This is a genomic window from Dysgonomonadaceae bacterium zrk40, assembly GCA_016916535.1.
Taxonomy (GTDB): Bacteria; Bacteroidota; Bacteroidia; order Bacteroidales; family Dysgonomonadaceae; genus Proteiniphilum.
On the sequence record CP070276.1, the window covers coordinates 506,742 to 524,550 of the forward strand.

The following is a 17,809-nucleotide window of genomic DNA, read 5'->3' on the forward strand; positions in this document are numbered from 1 at the left end:
ATTATTGTTTAGAATATAATTCTACGATGAGTTGTTCTTTGATGCTTTCAGGGATGTCAGCTCTTTCAGGCACGTGCAGCATCTTGCCGCTCATGGTAGCTTTGTCCCATTCCATCCAGGGGTATTTGCTGTGATTAAACCCTGCCAGTGAATTGGTTACAACCAGCATCGATTTTGATTTTTCCCGAACACCCACTACTTCACCGGGTTTCACGGTATAAGAGGGGATGTTGAGTACCTTACCGTTTACCACGATGTGACGGTGTGTCACCATCTGGCGTGCAGCGGCACGTGTGGGAGCGATGCCGAGACGGAACACCACATTGTCGAGACGTGATTCGAGCAGCTGAAGCAGCACCTCACCGGTGATGCCGCGGCTGCGGGCTGCTCTGTCGAAGGTCAGACGGAACTGCTTTTCCAGTACGCCATAGGTGTATTTGGCGCGCTGTTTTTCGCGCAGCTGGATGCCATATTCCGATGTCTTCCTTCTGCGTGAGTTACCGTGTTGTCCCGGAGGATAGTTCTTCTTTGAGAGAACTTTATCGGGACCGAAAATTGGTTCGCCAAACTTACGGGCGATCTTTGATTTTGGACCAGTATATCTTGCCATTGTTACAAATTTAAACTTTACTGAAGCCTAAACTGTGCAGCCGCGATTACAGAGAAGTTGTGGTGTAATCAAATTCACAGCTCAAGTTTCAAGGTAAATGAAACTGAATTGATTGATTAAACTTTTCTTTGTTTCGGGGGACGACAGCCGTTGTGGGGCAGCGGTGTGACGTCGATGATCTCCATCACCTCGATGCCGGCACCATGAATGGTACGGATGGCCGACTCACGTCCGTTACCTGGACCCTTGACGTATGCTTTCACCTTACGCAATCCCAGATCGTATGCTACCTTTGCACAATCCTGTGCTACCATCTGCGCTGCATAGGGGGTGTTCTTCTTGGAACTTCTGAATCCCATCTTTCCTGCTGATGACCAGCTGATCACCTCACCATTCTCATTGGTGATGGAGACGATGATGTTGTTGAATGAGGATGAGATATGAGCCTGTCCCTGAGCGCTCACTTTTACATTTCTCTTTTTTGCTGCAACTGTTCTTTTTGCCATGTTACCTTAATTATTTAGTAGCTTTTTTCTTGTTCGCAACGGTTTTCTTCCTTCCCTTGCGGGTACGGGCGTTGTTCTTGGTGCTCTGACCACGTACGGGCAGACCGATACGATGACGGATGCCGCGATAGCAACCAATGTCCATTAGACGTTTAATGTTGAGCTGTACTTCCGAGCGCAGATCACCTTCTACTTTGAATTCGTTGCCGATGATCTCACGGATGCGTGCTGCCTGGTCGTCGCTCCAGTCTTTCACCTTGATGTTCTTGTCAACTTCTGCCTTCTCCAGGATGGAGTTCGCGGCGCTGCGTCCAATCCCATAGATATAGGTGAGGGCAATTTCACCCCTCTTGTTCTGCGGCAGATCGACACCTACAATTCTTATTGCCATATAAGTTTCTTTGTTATTTGATTACGGTTGATGAATCTTATCCCTGACGTTGTTTGAACTTGGGATTCTTTTTGTTGATGATATACAAACGGCCTTTACGCCTTACGATCTTGCAGTCTGCCGTACGTTTCTTGAGTGATGCTCTTACTTTCATATGTTTAGTTTTTTATTTTTTGCTCGTAAATTTCAGTTGTCAGTTTTCAGCTGATTGCTGATTACTGACAGCTTATTTATACCTGAATGAGATTCTTCCTTTCGAGAGATCGTAGGGCGACATCTCCACCCGTACCCTGTCTCCGGGGAGGATGCGGATGTAGTGCATGCGCATCTTACCCGAGATATGAGCGGTAATCTCGTGTCCGTTTTCCAGTTCTACGCGGAACATCGCATTTGACAATGCTTCTATGATGGTTCCGTCCTGTTCTATTGCTGCCTGTTTAGCCATTCAATCAATGCTCTTTGGTTAGTTGTTGCTTTCAAGAATAAACTCAAATGTGGATAGGATATCAGCTTTCCCGTTCCGGATGGCGATGGTATGCTCGAAATGTGCCGATGGCTTACGGTCTTTGGTCCGCACTGTCCACCCGTCGTTTTCGAAAATCACCTTGCGCCCACCCATGTTGATCATCGGCTCAATGGCAATACACATGCCGTTCCGCAAAAGCGGACCGGTGCCGCGTCGCCCATAGTTGGGCACCTCGGGAGCCTCGTGCATCTGCTTACCGATGCCGTGGCCCACAAGCTCGCGCACCACGCCGTAACCGTGCGATTCGCAGTAGCTCTGTATCGCAGATCCGATGTCGCCAACGCGGTTGTCCTCACGAGCCTGTTCAATGCCTTTGTAAAGCGACTCGCGGGTGATGCGCAGGAGTTGTTTCACCTCCTCTTTCACCTCACCCACACAGAAAGTGTAGGCTGAGTCGCCGCAAAAGCCGCGCAGATTCGTGCCACAATCGATCGAGATCACATCCCCCTCCTCGAGAGGCTTGTCATTGGGGATGCCATGTACCACGTTCTCGTTGACCGAGGTACAGATCGAGTTGGGAAAACCACCATAACCCAGGAAAGTGGGAATAGCGCCATGGTCACGGATGAAGGCTTCGGCGATGCGATCAAGCTGCAGCGTGGAGATGCCCGGCCGGATGTGACGGGAGAGCTCTCCGAGCGTCATCCCCACAAGGCGGTTCGCGTCACGCATGAACTCGATCTCTTCGTCGGTCTTCAGTATGATTCTGTTGCTATCCATCATTTATTCTTTAAACATCAATAAGCGGCAATTGAACCTGTTCTGCCCTTGATCTTGGCACCCGACTTGAGGAAGCCGTCATAGTGACGCATCAAGAGGTGACTCTCAATCTGCTGAAGTGTGTCGAGCACAACCCCTACGAGGATCAGCAGCGAGGTGCCACCGAAGAACTGTGCAAACTGGGAGTTAATCCCCATCAGTCCCGCGAAGGCGGGCAGGATGGCGACGATTGCCAGAAAGACAGATCCGGGAAGTGTGATCCGCGACATGATGGTGTCGATATATTCAGCCGTACGCTTACCCGGTTTTACACCAGGGATGAAGCCGTTGTTACGTTTCAAATCTTCTGCCATCTGAACAGGGTTCACCGTGATCGCCGTATAGAAGTAAGTGAAGGCGATGATCAGCAACGCGAAGATGAAGTTATACCAGAAGCTGGTGAAGTCCATCAGCGCGATCCAGAAGCCACCTCCATCACCGGCAGAGAACTGCGCGATGGTGATGGGGATGAACATGATCGCCTGGGCGAAAATGATCGGCATCACGTTGGCGGCATTCACCTTCAACGGGATATACTGTCTAACACCACCATATTGCTTGTTGCCCACAATGCGCTTGGCATACTGTACGGGTACCTTGCGGACACCCTGCACCAGCATGATCGCAGCGGCGGTTACCGCCACCATGAAGAGCAGTTCGAGCAGCAGCAGAATCAATCCACCCGGAGCATCAATCAACCGGTCATACTCGGCTACCAGCGAATGCGGCAGACGGGCGATGATACCGATCAGGATGATGAACGAGATACCATTACCGATACCCTTATCGGTGATACGTTCGCCAAGCCAGAGCACGAACATGCTCCCGCCGGCAAGGATTACAGTAGAGGGCAATACCCAGTCCCAGAAACCGCCGGGGATGGCACCACCCACGGCTCCGTAGAGGTAGGCAGGTCCCTGCACCAGCAGGATGGCTACCGTCAGGTAGCGGGTGTACTGGTTAATCTTGGTACGACCACTCTCACCCTCACGCTGCATCTTCTGGAAGGCAGGCACGGCGATACCGAGCAACTGCATCACGATGGAAGCAGAGATATAGGGCATGATTCCCAGGGCAAAGATTGAGGCATTGGCAAAAGCACCTCCCGAGAACATGTCGAGAAGGCTCAGCAAGCCGGTACTGGCATTTGACTGCAGTGCCACAAGTTGTTCAGGATTGATCCCGGGCAATACCACGAACGATCCAAAACGATAGATGGCGATAAAACCAATGGTGATAATAAGCCTCTGACGAAGGTCTTCTATCTTCCATATATTTTTAACTGTTTGTACAAATCCCATTTTTTCAGAGTTTTACAGCGGTTCCACCTGCAGAGGTAATGGCCTCTTCTGCTGATTTGGAGAAAGCGTGTGCTTCTACCTCCAGCTTGGCCGTCAGCGTTCCTCTTCCGAGAATTTTCACCAGGTGCTTGGCCGAAACCAGTCCGGCACCAATCAGCACCTCGGGGTTGATCTTCGTCACCTTCAGTGCATCAGCCAGCTCCTGGAGTGTTTCCAGGTTGATGGCCTTATACTCCGTACGTTTCAGGGGCTTAAAACCAAACTTGGGCAGGCGGCGCTGCAGCGGCATCTGTCCGCCTTCAAAACCAACCTTCTTGGAGTATCCCGATCTTGATTTCTGTCCCTTATGTCCTCTGGTTGAAGTACCTCCCTTACCCGATCCGGCCCCACGGCCAATTCTTTTGCGGGATGTGGTGGCTCCTTCAGCCGGTTTTAAATTCGATAAATTCATCGTTAATATCTTTTTTATCGTTTTGTAACTTGTTTATTCTACTACCGTTACCAGGTGGTGCACCTTGTTGATCAGCCCCCTGATGGAGGGCGTGTCTTGATGTTCCACCACACGGTGCATCTTGGTCAGTCCCAAAGCATCCAACGTCCTTTTCTGATCCTTAGGAGCTCCGATTCTGCTTCTTGTCTGTTTTACTTTGATTGTAGCCATTTCAGATTCCTTTCTTTATTGTCCGTTAAATACTTTTTCCATGCTGATGCCCCTGTTTTGGGCAATGGTGAAGGGATCTCTCAGTTCAGTGAGCGCCTCGATGGTTGCCTTAACCAGGTTGTGAGGGTTGGATGAGCCTTTCGACTTGGCCAACACGTCGGTGATACCCACACTCTCCAGTACGGCACGCATGGCACCACCGGCCTTCACACCGGTACCGGTCACGGCCGGCTTGAGGAATACCTGTGCGCCACCGAAACGGGCTACCTGTTCGTGGGGGATGGTACCCTTGTATACCGGTACCTTTACCAGGTTCTTCTTGGCTGCTTCCACACCCTTGGCGATCGCCGTGGTCACTTCACCGGCCTTACCGAGGCCCCAGCCTACGATGCCGTCTTCGTTGCCAACCACCACGATGGCGGCAAAAGTGAAGGTACGACCTCCCTTGGTCACCTTGGTGGTACGATTAATAGCCACTAAACGGTCTTTTAATTCAATATCGTTGGTAGTTTTTACCTTGTTGTTCATTCCTGCCATAATCGTTAAAATTTAAGGCCACCTTTGCGGGCAGCGTCAGCCAAATCTTTAATACGTCCATGATAGAGGTAACCGTTGCGGTCGAAGGCTACCTTCTCCACACCTGCTTCCAGGGCGTTCTTGGCTACCATCTCTCCCACCTTGGCTGCCTGCTCCTTCTTGGGAAGCTTTTCCCCAATCTTCAGCGATGAGGCTGCGGCAAGCGTGCGACCGGTGAGATCATCGATCACCTGTGCGTATATCTGCTTGTTGCTCCGGAAGACGGTCAGACGCGGGCACTCGGCGGTGCCACTGATCTTACCCCTTACACGGGCTTTTATCTTAAGTCTTTTTTCGTTCTTTGTAATCATTGCGATGTCGGTTTACCTGAATTATTTACCTGCTGTCTTACCCGATTTGCGACGGAGCTGTTCACCCACGAACTTGATACCCTTGCCCTTGTATGGCTCAGGCTTACGGAATGAACGGATCTTGGCGCACACCTGTCCAAGCAGTTGCTTGTCGCACGACTCCAGGATGATGAGCGGGTTCTTGTTTCTCTCCATCTTGGTCTCCACCTTGATCTCTGCAGGCAACTGCAGGAAGATGCTGTGGGTATAACCAAGCGATAACTCCAGTACCTGACCGTTGTTGGATACACGGTAACCAACACCTACCAGTTCCAGCTCTTTACGGAAACCTTCCGACACGCCAATGGCCATGTTGTTCAACAGTGAACGGTAGAGGCCATGCATTGCACGGTTTTCTTTTTCGTCGTTCGGACGTTCCACGATAAGCAGACCGTTGTCGACCGACACCTTCATATTGGGGTTTACCTGTTGCTGCAATTCCCCCTTGGGACCTTTCAGCGTGATAAGGTTGTTCTCTCCCACTTTAACGTCTACGCCCGCGGGCAGGGTGATGGGTAATTTTCCTATTCTTGACATATTACTCTCTCCTTCAAATTAATACACGTAACACAATACTTCACCGCCCACCTTATGTTCGCGGGCTTCCTTGTCTGTCATCACTCCGTTTGAAGTAGATAATATGGCAATACCCAAACCGTTCAGCACGCGCGGCATATCCTTGTAACCCACATACTGGCGCAAGCCGGGGGTTGATACGCGTTTCAGTTTCTTGATTGCATTTACTTTATTCACCGGATCGTACTTCAGGGCGATCATGATTGAACCCTGTGGACCATCCTCTACAAACTTGTAATTAAGAATGTAGCCTTTTTCAAAAAGAATCTTGGTGATGTCTTTTTTGAGATTTGATGCGGGAACTTCCACCACCCGGTGCTTTGCCTGGATGGCGTTCCTGAGCCGCGTCAAATAATCTGCTATTGGATCTGTCATATGATAATTGTTTAAATTGATCCCGACTGCCGGGACAATATTTATGTATTCTTTGCGCTTTGCTCTCAGCGTTCAGCTGAAAGCTTTTTTACCAGCTTGCTTTCTTCACCCCGGGGATCAATCCCTTCGATGCCATTTCGCGGAACTGGATACGGGAGAGGCCAAACTGGCGCATGTATCCTTTGGGGCGACCGGTCAGCTTGCAACGATTGTGCAAGCGTACGGGAGAAGCATTCTTGGGAATCGATTGAAGCGCTTCATAGTCACCTTCTGCCAGGTATTTGGCTCGCTTTTCCGCGTAACGGGCAACCATCTTCGCTCTTTTCACCTCACGGGCTTTCATTGATTCTTTTGCCATTATCTACTGATTTATGTGTTCAATGTTATGGGTCATTGCCTTGTCACGGCAGAGCCCGGTAGTTGCCGGGCTTAGCGCGACTGCTTGCAATTAGTCTTTCTTAAACGGTAATCCGAACTCTCTCAACAGTGCATAACCCTCCTCGTCGGTAGCTGCGGTGGTGACGAACGTGATGTTCATTCCCAGCAGACGGGTGATGTTGTCGATGTTGATCTCAGGGAAGATGATCTGCTCTTCGATACCCATGGTATAGTTGCCACGGCCATCGAGTTTGTTCTCGATACCCTTGAAGTCACGAATACGGGGCAACGCCACACGTACCAATCTTTCAAGGAACTCGTACATCTTGTCCTGACGCAGTGTCACGCGTACGCCCACCGGCATCTTCTTACGGAGTTTGAAGTTCGAGATATCTTTGCGTGATACAGTCTGTACAGCCTTCTGACCGGTAATGGTGGTCAGTTCGTTGATGGCTGTCTCAATGATCTTCTTGTCGGCAACGGCGATGCCGAGGCCCTGGTTGATCACGATCTTCTCCAGACGGGGAACCTGCATCACCGATTTATAGCTGAACTCCTTCATCAGGGCAGGCACCACACGCTCCTTGTAATCTTTCTTTAAACTCACTTCGTATGTTGTCGTACTCATTTAATTTCCTCCCCCGATTTTTTAGCGTAACGTACTAATTTGCCTTTGCTGTTCTCTTTTCTGCCAACGCGGGTGGGCTTACCGGTCTTGGGATCCACCGGATTCAGCTTGGAGAGATGAATAGAAGCTTCCTTCTTTTCGATGCCTCCGTTGGGATTCTGTGCGTTGGGTTTGCTATGCTTCGATACGATGTTAACACCTTCCACAACTGCGCGGTTCTTGTTCACAAGAACCTCCAGTACGCGGCCGGTTTTGCCTTTGTCCTCACCGGAGTTGACATATACCGTATCGCCTTTCTTGATATGTAATTTACTCATTGCCTGTGATTGATTAATGGATTATAATACTTCAGGAGCTAATGAAACAATCTTCATGTTTGTGGCGCGAAGTTCACGGGCAACAGGTCCGAAGATACGGCTTCCACGCAACTCGCCGGCGTTGTTGAGCAACACGCAGGCATTGTCGTCGAAACGGATGTAGGAACCGTCGGCACGACGGAGCTCTTTCTTCGTACGCACGATGATTGCTTTCGATACTGTTCCTTTCTTGATATCACTCGATGGGATCGCGCTCTTGACTGTAACAACAATGACATCCCCTACAGACGCGTAGCGTCTTCTTGTACCGCCCAAAACGCGGATGCAAAGAACCTCCTTGGCACCGCTGTTGTCAGTAACTGTTAATCTTGATTCTTGTTGTATCATCTTACTTGGCCCTTTCCATTATTTCAACCACTCTCCATCTCTTCGACTTGCTCAAAGGACGGGTCTCCATTATACGTACTGTATCACCGATGTTACAGTCATTCTTCTCATCATGGGCGTGAAATTTCTTCGTTTTGTTAACGAACTTCCCATATATAGGGTGTTTCTCTTTCCATTTTACAGCAACGGTGATGGTCTTGTCCATCTTATTGCTGAAAACGACCCCGATTCTTTCCTTTCTTAAATTTCTCGTTTCCATTAGCTATCTTATTGCTTGTTTTTCAACTCTCTTGCACGCAGCTCCGTGTGGATACGGGCAATGTTGCGACGTTTCTCGCGGATCGATCCCGAATCATCGAGCGGGGTGATGGTGTGGTTGATCTTCAATTGGGTCAATGCCACCGTTTCAGCTTCCAGTCTCTCTTTCAGGTCCTTTTCGGATATCTCTCTCAATTCTTCTTGCTTCTTCATCTCGCTTTACGATTTTTGATCATAATCATAATCCCTTCTCACCACGAACTTGGTGGTCACAGGCAACTTCTGAGCCGCTAAACGCAAAGCCTCTTTTGCCACGTCATAGGAAACGCCTTCAATCTCGAAAAGGATGCGGCCCGGTGTGATGGGCGCCACATATCCTTCCGGATTACCTTTACCCTTACCCATACGCACTTCGGCTGGCTTCTTGGTGATCGGCTTATCCGGGAAAATACGTACCCAAACCTGTCCCTGACGTTGCATGTAACGTGTTACAGCAATACGGGCAGCTTCAATCTGCCTTCCGGTGATCCATTTCGATTCGAGCGATTTGATCCCGAAAGAGCCGAATGCCAGCTGATTGCCGCGACCGGCCACACCTTTCATGCGACCTTTCTGCTGTCTTCTGAACTTTGTTTTCTTCGGTTGTAACATATTTTCTTCTATTAAGCGTTGGTTTTGTTATTTCTCCTGTTGCGCCGGCCGCCTCTGCCGCCTTCAGGGCGATTGCCGCCTCCGCGGTTGCCTGCTGAACGGTTGTCTTTGGAGGTTGCGAACGAAGGAGCCAGATCTTTCTTGCCATAGATCTCGCCACGGCAAATCCATACCTTGATGCCAATGATACCCACCTTGGTGAGCGCTTCAACCTGTGCGTAATCGATGTCGGCACGGAAGGTATGAAGGGGGGTACGACCCTCCTTGTACATCTCGGAGCGGGCCATCTCAGCGCCGTTCAGACGTCCTGATACCTGCACCTTGATCCCCTCGGCACCCATGCGCATGGTGGCAGCAACAGCCATCTTCACCGCACGGCGGTAGGCGATCTTCCCTTCAAGCTGGCGGGCAATGTTGGTGGCCACAATCATGGCATCCAACTCCGGCTTCTTGATCTCGTAAATGTTGATCTGGATATCTTTGTCGGTGATCTTCATCAGCTCTTCCTTGAGCTTGTCCACCTCCTGGCCACCCTTGCCGATGATGATGCCGGGGCGGGCAGTACAGATGGTGATGGTCACCAGTTTCAGTGTGCGCTCAATGACAATGCGAGATACACTTGCTTTGGCAAGACGGGCATTCAAATAGGTGCGGATCTTGCTGTCCTCCAGCAGGGTGTCACCATAATTATTTCCGCCGTACCAGTTAGAGTCCCATCCTTTGATGATTCCCAAACGATTTGCTATCGGATTTACTTTCTGTCCCATCTTCTTAGTTTTCTGCTTGTTCTTTGTTCAATGTATCTACGACAATTGTCACGTGGTTGGAGCGTTTGCGGATGCGGTAACCGCGACCCTGCGGTGCAGGACGAAGACGCTTCAGCATGGATCCTCCATCCACGGAGATGGTCTTGATATAAAGCTCGCCGGTCTCTGCCTTTCGTTCGTTCTTCTGTTCCCAGTTGGCAATGGCTGAAAGCAACAACTTCTCGACTCTGATCGATGCCTCCTTGTTGGAGAACTTCAGCACGCCGAGAGCCTTGAACACCTCCATGCCACGTACCATGTCGGCCACGTAACGCATCTTGCGAGGTGATGTGGGCACGTTCTTCAGTACGGCCAGAGAAACCGTCTTGCGGTTTTCTTTTCTTTGTTCGGCTGATATTCTTTTTCTAGCACTCATGTCTTTTCTGTTTTTCTGTGTTCGTTAAGCGCCCTGATCTTATTTCTTCCTGTTGCCTGAGTGTCCGCGGAACGTGCGGGTAACAGCGAATTCGCCCAGTTTGTGCCCAACCATGTTCTCTGTCACGTATACCGGGATAAACTTGTTCCCGTTGTGTACAGCGATGGTGTGCCCTACAAAATCAGGTGATATCATGGAAGCACGGGCCCATGTCTTGACTACGGCCTTCTTGCCGCTGTCGTTCATGGCACTCACCTTCTGTTCCAGCTTCAGGTTGATATAGGGACCTTTCTTTAATGATCTGCTCATAGTTGTGTAATAATTAAATCAGATTACTTCTTTTTTCTTCTCTCTACGATGTATTTCGAAGAATGTTTTTTGGGCGCTCTTGTCTTCAAGCCCTTTGAATATAAGCCCTTGGGCGATCTGGGATGTCCTCCCGACGCGCGTCCTTCACCACCACCCATGGGGTGATCTACCGGGTTCTTCACCACACCACGGTTGTGCGGGCGACGACCCAGCCAGCGTGAACGACCGGCTTTACCTGATTTTTCCAGAGCATGATCCGAATTGCCTACACTACCAATGGTAGCCTTGCAGGCAGAAAGAATCTTGCGAACTTCACCGGAAGGCATCTTGATGATCGCGTACTTATCTTCACGCGACACCAGCTGTGCGAATGTTCCGGCCGAACGTGCCATCTTGGCTCCCTGTCCGGGGCGCAACTCAATGTTGTGCACCACCGTACCGATGGGGATCACCGCCAAGGGCAATGCATTTCCTACTTCCGGGGCGGCATCGGGCCCCGACATCACTGAGGTTCCAACTTGCAGTCCATTGGGGGCAAGAATATAGGTCTTCTCTCCGTCGGCATAGTAAAGCAGCGCGATGCGTGCCGAACGGTTGGGATCATATTCAATGCTCTTCACAACGGCCGGGATACCATCTTTTGTTCTCTTGAAGTCGATGATGCGGTAACGTCTTTTGTGTCCGCCACCCAGGTAACCCATGGTCATCTTACCCTGGTGGTTGCGTCCACCCGTTGCCTTCTTTCCAACTACAAGAGATTTCTCCGGTACACTTGCAGTGATTGTTTCAAATGAACCGATAATCTTGTGTCTTTGCCCCGGTGTAGTGGGCTTTAATTTACGTATTGCCATGTTGTTTAAATGTTGCTAAATAGATCGATCGTTTCACCTTTTCGCAAGGTGATGATTGCTTTCTTGTATGCGGCTGTCTTGCCGAAAACGACACCCGATTTGGTGTAACGGCTCTTCACTTTGCCATCATACTTCATCGTGTTCACACTCTCTACATGTACGTTGTAGAGTGCTTCCACTTCGTTCTTGATCTGAACCTTGTTGGCAGAAGGAGACACGATGAAGCCGTAACGGTTTTCATACTTGTCCGTCAGGGCAGTCTGCTTTTCCGTGAATATCGGTTTTACTAATACACTCATCTTTTATTCTCCTTTTGCGTTAAAGAGGTTATCAATCGCAGTCAGCGACGACTCGGTCATCACCAGGCTGCCACAATTCATAATAGCGTATGTGTTTATTTCAGAAGCTGTTATCACATTCACTTTCTGTAAATTTCGGGCCGACAAATATACGTTTTTATTTTGACCTGGCAAAACGAAAAGTAGCTTTTTATCAGTCAGTTGCAGATTCTTTGTCAGCGAGGCAAATTCCTTGGTCTTCGGCGTGTCGAACGACAGGTCCTCCACAACGATGATGCTGTTGTTCTTTGCCTTGAGCGAGAGGGCCGACTTGCGTGCCAGCGCCTTCACCTTCTTGTTGAGCTTGAAGCTGTAATCACGGGGCTTGGGACCGAACACGCGGCCTCCACCCACCAACACGGGTGATTTGATGTCACCCCTGCGGGCACCACCACTACCCTTCTGACGAATCAGCTTGCGGGTACTGCCGGCGATCTCGTTTCTCTCTTTCGACTTGTGAGTACCCTGACGCTGGTTGGCCAGGTACTGCTTCACATCGAGCCAGATAACATGTTCGTTCGGTTCAATGCCGAAAATGGAATCGTCGAGATTCACCTTCTTGTCTGTTACCTCTCCTTTGCTATTGTAGATACTTAATTCCATTTCTTACTTCTCAATTAATACGATTGAACCTTTCGCTCCCGGCACCGATCCCTTCACCAGAAGGAGATTGTGTTCGGGGATTATCTTTACCACCTGCAGGTTCTGAACGGTCACCCGCTCGTTACCCATCTGTCCGGCCATGCGTGTTCCCTTGAATACCTTTGCGGGGTATGAAGCGGCTCCGATGGAACCGGGGGCACGAAGCCTGTTGTGCTGTCCGTGTGTGGCCTGACCCACACCTGCGAATCCGTGGCGTTTCACCACTCCCTGGAAACCTTTTCCCTTCGAGGTGCCGATCACATCCACGTAAACGGCATCATTGAAAAAGTCAACAGTGATTTCGGATCCCAACTTGTAGTCGTCTCCTAATCCTTTGAACTCGGCCAAGTGTCTCTTGGGGCTTACTCCTGCTTTCTTGAAGTGACCCTGTTCAGCGTTGGGGGTGTGCTTGTCTTTCTTGTCCACGAACCCGAGCTGAATGGCGTCGTAGCCGTCATTGTCGACTGTCTTCACCTGAGTAACCACGCAAGGACCTGCTTCGATAACAGTGCATGGAATGTTCTTTCCCTCGGCACTGAAAACGGATGTCATTCCGATTTTTTTTCCTAATAATCCTGGCATTTCTCTGTTGTTTATAATAATTATTCTTAGCTTTTAGCTTTTTAGCTATTCGCTTTTATCACACTTTGATCTCTACTTCCACACCGCTGGGCAGCTCAAGCTTCATCAGGGCATCAACGGTCTTTGCTGTTGAGCTGTAGATGTCGATAAGCCGTTTGAAAGAGGCCAGCTCGAACTGTTCGCGTGACTTCTTGTTCACGAAGGTAGAACGGTTCACGGTAAAGATGCGCTTGTGTGTTGGCAGGGGTATGGGACCACTCACCACAGCACCCGTAGCTTTTACGGTTTTTACGATTTTCTCAGCAGATTTGTCCACGAGGCTGTAATCGTAAGATTTCAGTTTGATTCTGATTTTTTGGCTCATATAATTTTATGCGTAAAATTTGTTTGCTCTTACTTGATCAAATCCACACGTCCCTTCACCTCTGTCAGCACTTGTCTGGCAATCGATGAGGATACCTCTTCGAAGTGAGAGAATGACATGGTCGATGTGGCGCGTCCCGATGTGACGGTACGCAGCGAAGTTACATAGCCGAACATCTCGGAGAGGGGGGTCTTGGCCTTCACCACACGGGCACCCGAGCGGTTCGATTCCATTCCTTCCACCTGTCCGCGACGCTTGTTCAGGTCGGAGATCACATCCCCCATGCTTTCCTCGGGGGTCACCACCTCAACCTTCATGATCGGTTCCAGCAAGACGGGTCCTGCCTTTTCAGAAGCACTCTTGAAGGCCTGCATGGCGCAAATCTCGAACGAGAGCTGATCGGAGTCGACCGGGTGGTATGAACCATCGAGCACGGTCACCTTCAGCTTGTCGAGTGCATATCCTGCCAGCACACCATTCTTCATGGCGCGATGGAATCCTTTCTGGATGGAGGGGATATACTCCTTGGGGATGTTACCGCCCTTCACCTCGTCTACGAACTGCAGATCGCCCTCGAAGTCGGCATCGGCCGGTTCCACGCGCACAATCATATCGGCGTACTTACCACGACCACCGGTCTGCTTCTTGTAGGTTTCACGCAATTCAACCGTCTTGGTGATTGCCTCTTTGTAAGATACCTGGGGACGACCCTGGTTGGCTTCCACCTTGAACTCACGTTTCAGACGGTCGATGATGATCTCGAGGTGAAGCTCACCCATACCGGAGATCACAGTCTGGCCGGTCTCATCGTCAGTCTTCACGGTGAAGGTGGGATCCTCCTCGGCCAGCTTGGCCAGACCGGTCGACAGCTTGTCGAGGTCCTTCTGCGTCTTGGGCTCTACGGCGATACCAATCACCGGATCCGGGAAGTCAATCGCTTCGAGGATGATCGGATTCTTCTCATCACAGAGGGTATCACCCGTACGGATATCCTTGAAACCTACACCGGCACCGATGTCACCCGTGCCAATGAACTCTTTCGGGTTCTGCTTGTTGGAGTGCATCTGGAACAGACGCGAGATACGTTCTTTCTTTCCCGAACGGGGGTTGTATACATACGATCCGGCTTCAATCTCTCCCGAGTAAACGCGGAAGAAACAGAGACGTCCCACGTAGGGGTCAGTGGCGATCTTGAACGCCAGGGCGCTCATCGGTTCTTCCGGATTGGGATGACGTACCACTTCCTTTTCAGGATCGTCGGGCAGCGTGCCGCTGATTGCCTCGGTGTCGATCGGACTGGGCAGGTAGGCACATACCGCGTCGAGCAGTGTCTGTACACCCTTGTTCTTGAACGATGAGCCACAGATCATGGGGTTGATCTGCATGGAGAGTGTTCCCTTGCGGATGGCTTTTCTGATCTCCTCCTCGGTAATCGTGTCGGGATCGTCGAAGAACTTCTCCATCAGTGCATCGTCGCACTCGGCAACGATCTCGAGCATCTTCTCGCGCCACTCCTGAGCCTCCTCCAGCAGGTCGGCCGGGATATCCCTCACGTCGTAGTCGGCACCCATGGTCTCGTCATGCCAGTAGAGCGCTTTCATCGTGACCAGGTCGACCACGCCCTTAAAGGTCTCTTCAGCCCCGATGGGGATCTGGATGGGACATGCGTTGGCACCCAGCATCTCCTTCACCTGGCGAACCACGTCGAAGAAGTTGGCACCCGAACGGTCCATCTTGTTCACATACCCTACACGGGGTACCTTATATTTGTCAGCCTGACGCCATACAGTCTCCGACTGCGGCTCCACACCACCTACAGCGCAAAACGCCGCTACCGCACCATCCAGCACGCGCAGCGAACGTTCCACCTCTACCGTGAAGTCCACGTGTCCCGGGGTGTCGATCAGGTTGATCTTGTATGTCTGGTCGTCATATTTCCAGCTCGTAGTGGTGGCAGCAGAGGTGATGGTGATCCCACGCTCCTGCTCCTGCTCCATCCAGTCCATGGTAGCCGCGCCGTCATGCACCTCCCCGATCTTGTGCGTGAGTCCCGTGTAGAACAGGATACGCTCAGAGGTGGTGGTCTTGCCGGCGTCGATGTGCGCCATGATACCTATGTTACGAGTGAATTTTAATGCTTCTTTTGAACCCTTAGCCATCTTTTTTACCTTCTATCTTATGTTAAAATCTAAAGTGGGCAAAAGCACGGTTCGCCTCTGCCATTCTGTGCATATCTTCTTTCCGCTTGAATGCTCCGCCCTGACCGTTGAATGCATCTACGATCTCGGCAGCCAGCTTGTCGGCCATCGTCTTGCCTCCTCTCTTGCGCGCATAGAGAATGAGGTTTTTCATTGAAACGGATTCTTTTCTGTCGGGTCTGATCTCGGTGGGTACCTGGAAAGTGGCTCCGCCAACACGGCGTGATTTCACTTCAACCTGGGGGGTAATATTGTCGAGGGCAGCTTTCCAAATCTCGAGGGGAGATTTCTCTTCGTTCGGCAATTTAGCCTTTACATTGTTCAATGCGGAGTAAAAGATATCGTATGAGATACTCTTCTTACCGTCATACATCAGGTGGTTAACAAACTTTGTTACCCTCACATCACCATAAACAGGATCCGGGAGGATCTGTCTTTTCTTAGGTTTTGCTTTTCTCATTGTTTAATAAGATTTTTGTGTTGTTTGGTTGCCTTTTATCGTCTTCAACGAACTCCTCTGAGTTCATTTACTCAACCGGTCATAAAGTAGCAATGTCCAAAAATTTCAACAGCGATTTTACAATTTTACTTCTTAAATGAATTGCGTACCGGAAGGAACAAACTTACTTCTTACCTCCCTTTGCAGGTGCGGCATTCTTTGCTCCCGGTTTGGGGCGCTTGGCTCCGTACTTGGAACGTCTCTGGGTACGGCCGTTCACACCGGCAGTATCAAGTGTTCCGCGCACAATGTGGTAACGTACACCCGGAAGGTCTTTCACACGTCCACCGCGCACCAGCACAATAGAGTGCTCCTGCAGGTTGTGTCCTTCACCCGGGATGTAAGCATTTACTTCCTTCGAGTTGGTCAAACGCACACGAGCTACCTTTCTCATCGCTGAGTTCGGTTTCTTCGGTGTGGTGGTGTAAACTCTCACACATACACCCCGACGCTGCGGACAGGAATCCAACGCAGGCGATTTGCTCTTTTCTGTAAGAGTGGTACGTCCTTTTCTTACTAATTGTTGAATTGTAGGCATTTTCTGCTTTCTTTTTTTTAACTTATTCTTGTTTTTTAATCATTTCCCGTAAAGGCGTTCACACACCATCTGCATATAATAATGGCTTGATTATCATTCAATAACCAATCAGTTGGAGTGAAAAACGGCACAAAATTACAAAGAATCAACAAGATATGCAAGTGTTTGAAGATGTTTTTTTCAAAACCTGCGCACGATTATAGGTTATTAGGTTTTTAACGTTATTACGTTATTACGTTATTAGGTTGGTTGATTTATGGTTTGATGTGCTTGGTTCATTTTTCTTAGTTCATGCTTTTATGTTCGATATTCTCGGTTTGCTGTCCGTGCGCGGATATAGTTCCAAGACCTCAGCTTGTTGTCGGGGCACCCGTTCGCTGCAACAAGCGCAACCTGACAAGCTGTTTAAGCGTAGCGAGTTCTTGTCAGGTAGCTTGTAAAAAACAACTATTTTTGCATCAAGCTGTAACTTTTCCCCACTTCATCCGTCATTATAAAATGAAAGTTGATTCTTTTCACACCCTCATCCTGCCGCTCAGGGAGAAGTTGTTCCGTCATGCGCTCGGCATCGTAAGGGACCGCGCAGAGGCGGAAGACATTCTGCAGGACCTGCTGTTGAAGCTCTGGAGCCGGCGTGAGGAATGGGAAGAGATCGACAATCCGGAGGCATACTGCTACAGGGCAATCCGAAACATGTCGCTCGATCGTCTGGCAGTGGCATCGAACAGGAAGAGTGCATGGTCCCCTGTCGAGGAGGAGGAAAAAAACCTGATCGACAGCGAATCACCCCACAGCAGGCTAGTGAGAAAAGAGCAACAGGCGCTGATTGCGCAATGTATCGCACAACTTCCGGAAAGGCAACAAACCCTGTTCCGCCTGCGTGAGATCGAGGAGATGAGTTACCGGCAAATCGCCGACACCCTACAGATCAGCGAGGAGCTGGTGAAGGTAACGCTCTTCAGGGCCAGGAAGAAGCTGCAGGAGCTTTTGTCGGGTGAGGCGTTGAAGGAGAAGAGTCGGATGGGAACCTCACGGGATCAGAACGAAAGATAAAAA

32 protein-coding genes are annotated in these 17,809 nt (G+C 50.1%); 1 reads left to right on the forward strand and 31 read right to left on the reverse strand.

The genetic code is table 11. From position 1 onward, the window contains the following. Position 1 precedes the first annotated feature (1 nt). The 31 genes from rpsD to JS578_02340 all read right to left on the reverse strand — a co-directional run bounded on the left by rpsD (position 2) and on the right by JS578_02340 (position 16,753). A complete protein-coding gene (rpsD, locus tag JS578_02190) occupies positions 2 to 610 on the reverse strand; it encodes a 30S ribosomal protein S4 (protein ID QRX64091.1) in 609 nt (202 codons plus the stop codon). 116 nt (positions 611 to 726) lie between these two features. Beyond that, positions 727 to 1,116, reverse strand: a complete 390-nt coding sequence (gene rpsK, locus JS578_02195; GenBank protein ID QRX64092.1) for a 30S ribosomal protein S11 — start codon at positions 1,114 to 1,116, stop codon at positions 727 to 729. Between the two features lie 10 nt (positions 1,117 to 1,126). Then, positions 1,127 to 1,507, reverse strand: coding sequence for a 30S ribosomal protein S13 (gene rpsM, locus JS578_02200; protein QRX64093.1), 381 nt, complete (start codon positions 1,505 to 1,507; stop codon positions 1,127 to 1,129). Positions 1,508 to 1,544: 37 nt separating this feature from the next. Continuing rightward, a complete protein-coding gene (gene ykgO, locus JS578_02205; protein ID QRX64094.1) occupies positions 1,545 to 1,661 on the reverse strand; it encodes a type B 50S ribosomal protein L36 in 117 nt (38 codons plus the stop codon). Positions 1,662 to 1,733: 72 nt separating this feature from the next. Next, positions 1,734 to 1,952, reverse strand: coding sequence for a translation initiation factor IF-1 (gene infA, locus JS578_02210; protein ID QRX64095.1), 219 nt, complete (start codon positions 1,950 to 1,952; stop codon positions 1,734 to 1,736). Between the two features lie 18 nt (positions 1,953 to 1,970). Then, positions 1,971 to 2,753, reverse strand: a complete 783-nt coding sequence (gene map, locus JS578_02215) for a type I methionyl aminopeptidase (GenBank protein QRX64890.1) — start codon at positions 2,751 to 2,753, stop codon at positions 1,971 to 1,973. A gap of 17 nt (positions 2,754 to 2,770) precedes the next feature. Further along, entirely contained in the window at positions 2,771 to 4,093 is a 1,323-nt protein-coding gene (gene secY, locus JS578_02220) for a preprotein translocase subunit SecY (protein QRX64096.1), read from the reverse strand. A gap of 4 nt (positions 4,094 to 4,097) precedes the next feature. Continuing rightward, the gene (rplO, locus tag JS578_02225) at positions 4,098 to 4,544 is read right to left on the reverse strand and encodes a 50S ribosomal protein L15 (protein QRX64097.1); all 447 of its coding nucleotides are present in this window, start codon (positions 4,542 to 4,544) and stop codon (positions 4,098 to 4,100) included. A gap of 33 nt (positions 4,545 to 4,577) precedes the next feature. Further along, positions 4,578 to 4,754, reverse strand: coding sequence for a 50S ribosomal protein L30 (gene rpmD / locus JS578_02230; protein QRX64098.1), 177 nt, complete (start codon positions 4,752 to 4,754; stop codon positions 4,578 to 4,580). 15 nt (positions 4,755 to 4,769) lie between these two features. Continuing rightward, positions 4,770 to 5,291: a 30S ribosomal protein S5 gene (gene rpsE, locus JS578_02235; protein ID QRX64099.1), complete on the reverse strand. Its 522-nt coding sequence runs from the start codon at positions 5,289 to 5,291 to the stop codon at positions 4,770 to 4,772. A gap of 5 nt (positions 5,292 to 5,296) precedes the next feature. After that, a complete protein-coding gene (locus JS578_02240; GenBank protein ID QRX64100.1) occupies positions 5,297 to 5,641 on the reverse strand; it encodes a 50S ribosomal protein L18 in 345 nt (114 codons plus the stop codon). 21 nt (positions 5,642 to 5,662) lie between these two features. After that, a complete protein-coding gene (rplF, locus tag JS578_02245; GenBank protein QRX64101.1) occupies positions 5,663 to 6,217 on the reverse strand; it encodes a 50S ribosomal protein L6 in 555 nt (184 codons plus the stop codon). Between the two features lie 18 nt (positions 6,218 to 6,235). Continuing rightward, positions 6,236 to 6,631, reverse strand: a complete 396-nt coding sequence (gene rpsH / locus JS578_02250; GenBank protein QRX64102.1) for a 30S ribosomal protein S8 — start codon at positions 6,629 to 6,631, stop codon at positions 6,236 to 6,238. Positions 6,632 to 6,719: 88 nt separating this feature from the next. Then, complete coding sequence (gene rpsN, locus JS578_02255; GenBank protein QRX64103.1) at positions 6,720 to 6,989, reverse strand: 30S ribosomal protein S14; 270 nt, start codon at positions 6,987 to 6,989, stop codon at positions 6,720 to 6,722. A gap of 90 nt (positions 6,990 to 7,079) precedes the next feature. Beyond that, positions 7,080 to 7,637 (reverse strand): 50S ribosomal protein L5, encoded by a 558-nt coding sequence (rplE, locus tag JS578_02260; GenBank protein QRX64104.1) that lies wholly within the window; start codon positions 7,635 to 7,637, stop codon positions 7,080 to 7,082. After that, positions 7,634 to 7,954: a 50S ribosomal protein L24 gene (gene rplX / locus JS578_02265; GenBank protein ID QRX64105.1), complete on the reverse strand. Its 321-nt coding sequence runs from the start codon at positions 7,952 to 7,954 to the stop codon at positions 7,634 to 7,636. The genes rplE and rplX overlap by 4 nt, the downstream gene beginning before the upstream one ends. Before the next feature lie 21 nt (positions 7,955 to 7,975). Next, a complete protein-coding gene (rplN, locus tag JS578_02270) occupies positions 7,976 to 8,341 on the reverse strand; it encodes a 50S ribosomal protein L14 (protein QRX64106.1) in 366 nt (121 codons plus the stop codon). 1 nt (position 8,342) lies between these two features. Continuing rightward, positions 8,343 to 8,600 carry a 30S ribosomal protein S17 gene (gene rpsQ / locus JS578_02275; GenBank protein QRX64107.1) on the reverse strand — a complete coding sequence of 86 codons (258 nt, stop codon included), beginning with the start codon at positions 8,598 to 8,600 and terminating at the stop codon, positions 8,343 to 8,345. Positions 8,601 to 8,608: 8 nt separating this feature from the next. Beyond that, on the reverse strand, positions 8,609 to 8,812 hold the full coding sequence (gene rpmC / locus JS578_02280) for a 50S ribosomal protein L29 (GenBank protein ID QRX64108.1): 204 nt from the start codon (positions 8,810 to 8,812) through the stop codon (positions 8,609 to 8,611). Positions 8,813 to 8,818: 6 nt separating this feature from the next. Then, positions 8,819 to 9,250, reverse strand: a complete 432-nt coding sequence (gene rplP / locus JS578_02285) for a 50S ribosomal protein L16 (protein QRX64109.1) — start codon at positions 9,248 to 9,250, stop codon at positions 8,819 to 8,821. Positions 9,251 to 9,261: 11 nt separating this feature from the next. Beyond that, on the reverse strand, positions 9,262 to 10,017 hold the full coding sequence (rpsC, locus tag JS578_02290) for a 30S ribosomal protein S3 (GenBank protein QRX64110.1): 756 nt from the start codon (positions 10,015 to 10,017) through the stop codon (positions 9,262 to 9,264). A gap of 4 nt (positions 10,018 to 10,021) precedes the next feature. Next, a complete protein-coding gene (rplV, locus tag JS578_02295; GenBank protein QRX64111.1) occupies positions 10,022 to 10,432 on the reverse strand; it encodes a 50S ribosomal protein L22 in 411 nt (136 codons plus the stop codon). A 39-nt stretch (positions 10,433 to 10,471) separates the two neighbouring features. Beyond that, complete coding sequence (rpsS, locus tag JS578_02300) at positions 10,472 to 10,741, reverse strand: 30S ribosomal protein S19 (protein QRX64112.1); 270 nt, start codon at positions 10,739 to 10,741, stop codon at positions 10,472 to 10,474. Between the two features lie 23 nt (positions 10,742 to 10,764). Beyond that, positions 10,765 to 11,592 (reverse strand): 50S ribosomal protein L2, encoded by an 828-nt coding sequence (gene rplB, locus JS578_02305; protein QRX64113.1) that lies wholly within the window; start codon positions 11,590 to 11,592, stop codon positions 10,765 to 10,767. A 5-nt stretch (positions 11,593 to 11,597) separates the two neighbouring features. Then, a complete protein-coding gene (gene rplW, locus JS578_02310; GenBank protein QRX64114.1) occupies positions 11,598 to 11,891 on the reverse strand; it encodes a 50S ribosomal protein L23 in 294 nt (97 codons plus the stop codon). Between the two features lie 3 nt (positions 11,892 to 11,894). Continuing rightward, the gene (gene rplD / locus JS578_02315; protein QRX64115.1) at positions 11,895 to 12,533 is read right to left on the reverse strand and encodes a 50S ribosomal protein L4; all 639 of its coding nucleotides are present in this window, start codon (positions 12,531 to 12,533) and stop codon (positions 11,895 to 11,897) included. 3 nt (positions 12,534 to 12,536) lie between these two features. Beyond that, positions 12,537 to 13,154: a 50S ribosomal protein L3 gene (rplC, locus tag JS578_02320; GenBank protein QRX64116.1), complete on the reverse strand. Its 618-nt coding sequence runs from the start codon at positions 13,152 to 13,154 to the stop codon at positions 12,537 to 12,539. A gap of 58 nt (positions 13,155 to 13,212) precedes the next feature. Beyond that, positions 13,213 to 13,518, reverse strand: a complete 306-nt coding sequence (gene rpsJ / locus JS578_02325) for a 30S ribosomal protein S10 (GenBank protein ID QRX64117.1) — start codon at positions 13,516 to 13,518, stop codon at positions 13,213 to 13,215. Between the two features lie 29 nt (positions 13,519 to 13,547). Beyond that, a complete protein-coding gene (gene fusA / locus JS578_02330; GenBank protein ID QRX64118.1) occupies positions 13,548 to 15,677 on the reverse strand; it encodes an elongation factor G in 2,130 nt (709 codons plus the stop codon). A 22-nt stretch (positions 15,678 to 15,699) separates the two neighbouring features. Next, positions 15,700 to 16,176 carry a 30S ribosomal protein S7 gene (rpsG, locus tag JS578_02335; protein ID QRX64119.1) on the reverse strand — a complete coding sequence of 159 codons (477 nt, stop codon included), beginning with the start codon at positions 16,174 to 16,176 and terminating at the stop codon, positions 15,700 to 15,702. A gap of 163 nt (positions 16,177 to 16,339) precedes the next feature. After that, the gene (locus JS578_02340) at positions 16,340 to 16,753 is read right to left on the reverse strand and encodes a 30S ribosomal protein S12 (GenBank protein QRX64120.1); all 414 of its coding nucleotides are present in this window, start codon (positions 16,751 to 16,753) and stop codon (positions 16,340 to 16,342) included. 498 nt (positions 16,754 to 17,251) lie between these two features. Between JS578_02340 and JS578_02345 the strand changes: the two genes are divergently transcribed. Further along, a complete protein-coding gene (locus JS578_02345; GenBank protein QRX64121.1) occupies positions 17,252 to 17,806 on the forward strand; it encodes a sigma-70 family RNA polymerase sigma factor in 555 nt (184 codons plus the stop codon). Positions 17,807 to 17,809 lie beyond the last annotated feature (3 nt).

What these genes read in the sequence shown, in the direction of transcription:
- rpsE (QRX64099.1), bottom strand. Translation starts at nt 5,291, where the DNA reads ATGGCAGGAATGAACAACAAGGTAAAAACTACCAACGATATTGAATTA.
- rpsD (QRX64091.1), bottom strand. Translation starts at nt 610, where the DNA reads ATGGCAAGATATACTGGTCCAAAATCAAAGATCGCCCGTAAGTTTGGC.
- JS578_02240 (QRX64100.1), bottom strand. Translation starts at nt 5,641, where the DNA reads ATGATTACAAAGAACGAAAAAAGACTTAAGATAAAAGCCCGTGTAAGG.
- secY (QRX64096.1), bottom strand. Translation starts at nt 4,093, where the DNA reads ATGGGATTTGTACAAACAGTTAAAAATATATGGAAGATAGAAGACCTT.
- rplC (QRX64116.1), bottom strand. Translation starts at nt 13,154, where the DNA reads ATGCCAGGATTATTAGGAAAAAAAATCGGAATGACATCCGTTTTCAGT.
- rplE (QRX64104.1), bottom strand. Translation starts at nt 7,637, where the DNA reads ATGAGTACGACAACATACGAAGTGAGTTTAAAGAAAGATTACAAGGAG.
- rpsC (QRX64110.1), bottom strand. Translation starts at nt 10,017, where the DNA reads ATGGGACAGAAAGTAAATCCGATAGCAAATCGTTTGGGAATCATCAAA.
- rpmD (QRX64098.1), bottom strand. Translation starts at nt 4,754, where the DNA reads ATGGCTACAATCAAAGTAAAACAGACAAGAAGCAGAATCGGAGCTCCT.
- rplW (QRX64114.1), bottom strand. Translation starts at nt 11,891, where the DNA reads ATGAGTGTATTAGTAAAACCGATATTCACGGAAAAGCAGACTGCCCTG.
- rpsG (QRX64119.1), bottom strand. Translation starts at nt 16,176, where the DNA reads ATGAGAAAAGCAAAACCTAAGAAAAGACAGATCCTCCCGGATCCTGTT.
- rplF (QRX64101.1), bottom strand. Translation starts at nt 6,217, where the DNA reads ATGTCAAGAATAGGAAAATTACCCATCACCCTGCCCGCGGGCGTAGAC.
- rpsH (QRX64102.1), bottom strand. Translation starts at nt 6,631, where the DNA reads ATGACAGATCCAATAGCAGATTATTTGACGCGGCTCAGGAACGCCATC.
- rpsK (QRX64092.1), bottom strand. Translation starts at nt 1,116, where the DNA reads ATGGCAAAAAGAACAGTTGCAGCAAAAAAGAGAAATGTAAAAGTGAGC.
- infA (QRX64095.1), bottom strand. Translation starts at nt 1,952, where the DNA reads ATGGCTAAACAGGCAGCAATAGAACAGGACGGAACCATCATAGAAGCA.
- JS578_02340 (QRX64120.1), bottom strand. Translation starts at nt 16,753, where the DNA reads ATGCCTACAATTCAACAATTAGTAAGAAAAGGACGTACCACTCTTACA.
- rplN (QRX64106.1), bottom strand. Translation starts at nt 8,341, where the DNA reads ATGATACAACAAGAATCAAGATTAACAGTTACTGACAACAGCGGTGCC.
- rplP (QRX64109.1), bottom strand. Translation starts at nt 9,250, where the DNA reads ATGTTACAACCGAAGAAAACAAAGTTCAGAAGACAGCAGAAAGGTCGC.
- rpmC (QRX64108.1), bottom strand. Translation starts at nt 8,812, where the DNA reads ATGAAGAAGCAAGAAGAATTGAGAGAGATATCCGAAAAGGACCTGAAA.
- map (QRX64890.1), bottom strand. Translation starts at nt 2,753, where the DNA reads ATGGATAGCAACAGAATCATACTGAAGACCGACGAAGAGATCGAGTTC.
- rpsJ (QRX64117.1), bottom strand. Translation starts at nt 13,518, where the DNA reads ATGAGCCAAAAAATCAGAATCAAACTGAAATCTTACGATTACAGCCTC.
- rplX (QRX64105.1), bottom strand. Translation starts at nt 7,954, where the DNA reads ATGAGTAAATTACATATCAAGAAAGGCGATACGGTATATGTCAACTCC.
- rplO (QRX64097.1), bottom strand. Translation starts at nt 4,544, where the DNA reads ATGAATTTATCGAATTTAAAACCGGCTGAAGGAGCCACCACATCCCGC.
- fusA (QRX64118.1), bottom strand. Translation starts at nt 15,677, where the DNA reads ATGGCTAAGGGTTCAAAAGAAGCATTAAAATTCACTCGTAACATAGGT.
- rpsS (QRX64112.1), bottom strand. Translation starts at nt 10,741, where the DNA reads ATGAGCAGATCATTAAAGAAAGGTCCCTATATCAACCTGAAGCTGGAA.
- rpsQ (QRX64107.1), bottom strand. Translation starts at nt 8,600, where the DNA reads ATGGAAACGAGAAATTTAAGAAAGGAAAGAATCGGGGTCGTTTTCAGC.
- rpsN (QRX64103.1), bottom strand. Translation starts at nt 6,989, where the DNA reads ATGGCAAAAGAATCAATGAAAGCCCGTGAGGTGAAAAGAGCGAAGATG.
- rpsM (QRX64093.1), bottom strand. Translation starts at nt 1,507, where the DNA reads ATGGCAATAAGAATTGTAGGTGTCGATCTGCCGCAGAACAAGAGGGGT.
- rplD (QRX64115.1), bottom strand. Translation starts at nt 12,533, where the DNA reads ATGGAATTAAGTATCTACAATAGCAAAGGAGAGGTAACAGACAAGAAG.
- rplV (QRX64111.1), bottom strand. Translation starts at nt 10,432, where the DNA reads ATGAGTGCTAGAAAAAGAATATCAGCCGAACAAAGAAAAGAAAACCGC.
- JS578_02345 (QRX64121.1), top strand. Translation starts at nt 17,252, where the DNA reads ATGAAAGTTGATTCTTTTCACACCCTCATCCTGCCGCTCAGGGAGAAG.
- ykgO (QRX64094.1), bottom strand. Translation starts at nt 1,661, where the DNA reads ATGAAAGTAAGAGCATCACTCAAGAAACGTACGGCAGACTGCAAGATC.
- rplB (QRX64113.1), bottom strand. Translation starts at nt 11,592, where the DNA reads ATGGCAATACGTAAATTAAAGCCCACTACACCGGGGCAAAGACACAAG.